At 73.9% G+C, this 1,961-nt stretch carries 3 protein-coding genes; all 3 read left to right on the top strand.

Going from position 1 to position 1,961, the window contains the following annotated elements:
• Nucleotides 1-123: 123 nt before the first annotated feature.
• The gene (gene clpS, locus SACSA_RS0101255) at nucleotides 124-408 is read left to right on the top strand and encodes an ATP-dependent Clp protease adapter ClpS (protein WP_028661420.1); all 285 of its coding nucleotides are present in this window, start codon (nucleotides 124-126) and stop codon (nucleotides 406-408) included.
• Entirely contained in the window at nucleotides 405-962 is a 558-nt protein-coding gene (locus SACSA_RS0101250; protein WP_019812870.1) for a DUF2017 domain-containing protein, read from the top strand. The genes clpS and SACSA_RS0101250 overlap by 4 nt, the downstream gene beginning before the upstream one ends.
• Before the next feature lie 191 nt (nucleotides 963-1,153).
• A partial coding sequence (locus SACSA_RS20950) for a P1 family peptidase (protein WP_048876307.1) occupies nucleotides 1,154-1,961 on the top strand: 808 nt, incomplete at its 3' end.

The following is a 1,961-nucleotide window of genomic DNA, read 5'->3' as shown; positions in this document are numbered from 1 at the left end:
CCCGCCGTCCGTGCGGGTCGTGGCCGGTCCGCTCGCCGTCCGCGCCGCGTCTCACCCGTGCGTGTCGCCGACGGCCCGACCTCGCGGCGCAACGGTCCGCGCGTCCGTGACACCATGGGAACCATGACCACGCCTGTCGAGGCCGAAGAGACACTCGGGGCGCAGCAGGGCGCCGAGGACAGACCGTGGCAGACCATCGTGTGGAACGACCCGGTCAACCTCATGTCCTATGTGACCTACGTGTTCCAGAAGCTCTTCGGGTACAGCCGGGACCACGCCACGAAACTGATGCTCGACGTGCACCACAAGGGAAGGGCCGTCGTGTCGTCGGGAAGCAAGGAGAAGGTGGAGGGCGACGTCGCGAAACTGCACGCGGCGGGCCTGTGGGCGACGATGGAGCAGCCGTGAGGGGATGGCGCCGCAAGCGCGGCGCGGTGCTGGGGGGCTTCGAGCAGCAGGAAGCCGCGGTCGTGCGGGGGTTGATCCGCCAGATCGACGAGATGCTGCGGGCCCGATCGGACGAGGCGCCGCAGGACGAACTGGCCGAACTGACCGGCATCCGCACGGGCCCCTCGGAAGGGCCGGACGACCCGGTGCTGGGGCGGTTGCTGCCCGACTTCCACCGGCTCGACCCGGACAACCCGAGCAAGGAGGACCTCGACTCGGCGGCGGCGCTGCGCTCGCTGCACGAGCCGCAGGTTCTGGAGAACAAGATCGGCGTCGCCGCGGTGGTGCTGGAGACGCTGCCACCCGAGGGTGGTGAGGTCCGCCTGAGCGAGGAGCAGGCCGACGCCTGGCTCTCCGCGCTCAACGACGTCCGGCTCGCGCTCGGCACGGCGCTCGACATCAGCGACGACATGCCCGACGAGCTGCCCGAGGACGATCCGCGCGCGCCGCACCTGGGCGTGTACCACTGGTTGACCTGGGTGCAGGAGAGCCTCGTGCAGGCCCTTACCGAATGAGCGGGGCGCCGGGTGCGTCCCGGCCGCGCGGCGCGCGCGCACGGGCACGGGCTGGCGGGCACGCGCTGAGGGGCATGAGAACAGGACACGGACGGCGGAGAGGGACCACCACGGTGGGCGAGGACGCGGACCCCGCACGGCACGAGGACCCCGCGCGGCACACGGGCGCCGGGCGCCGCGGGAACGCCCCGGTGGCCGAGGGCAGGACACTTCGGCACAACGCCCTCACCGACGTGCCCGGGGTGTTGGTCGGCCACCACCAGCGACTGGGGCAGGGGTGGGCCACCGGCACGACCGTGGTGCTGCCGCCCGAGGGCACGGTCGGTGCCGTCGACCAGCGCGGGGGCGCGCCCGGCACGCGCGAGACCGACCTGCTGAGCCCGGAGAACCTCGTCGAGCACGTGGACGCGGTGTGCCTGTCCGGGGGCAGCGCCTACGGTCTCGCCGCGGCCGACGGGGTCATGCGGTGGCTGGGGGACGGGCACCGCGGATTTCCCGCGGGGGCCCGCCCGCACGAGGTCGTCCCGATCGTGCCCGCCGCCGTGATCTTCGACCTGCCACGGGGGGACTGGGGCAGGTGGCCGGACGCCGCGTTCGGTCACGCCGCCTGCGCGGCCGCCACGGACGGCGCCGTGGCACAGGGCAGCGTCGGCGCGGGCACCGGAGCGCAGGTGGGCTCACTCAAGGGCGGTCTCGGCACGGCGAGCGACCGGGTCGACGGCTTCACCGTGGGGGCGCTGGCGGTGTTCAACGCCTCGGGCGAGGCGGTGCGCCTCGACACCGGCGAACCGTACGCCGCCGATCACGAGGTGGCCGACGAGTTCGGCGTGCCCGCCTGGCCCGGCAGGCCCGGCCGTCCCGGCGGAGAGGGCACGCGCCTGAACACCACCATCGGCGTGGTGGCCGTGGACGCCGCGCTGTCGAAGGCGCAGTGCCGCAGGCTGGCGGTGGCGGCGCAGGACGGGATCGCCCGCTCGGTGCGTCCCGCCCACACCATGT

The sequence above is a fragment of the Saccharomonospora saliphila YIM 90502 genome (genome assembly GCF_000383795.1).
In the GTDB taxonomy this organism is placed as follows: Bacteria; Actinomycetota; Actinomycetes; order Mycobacteriales; family Pseudonocardiaceae; genus Saccharomonospora; species Saccharomonospora saliphila.
Note: the sequence above shows the minus strand (reverse complement) of the source record. Positions and strands in the feature narration are given on the sequence as shown.

Excerpts from the sequence above, each read along its gene's own strand:
- clpS (WP_028661420.1), top strand. The coding sequence starts at position 124 with ATGACCACGCCTGTCGAGGCCGAAGAGACACTCGGGGCGCAGCAGGGC.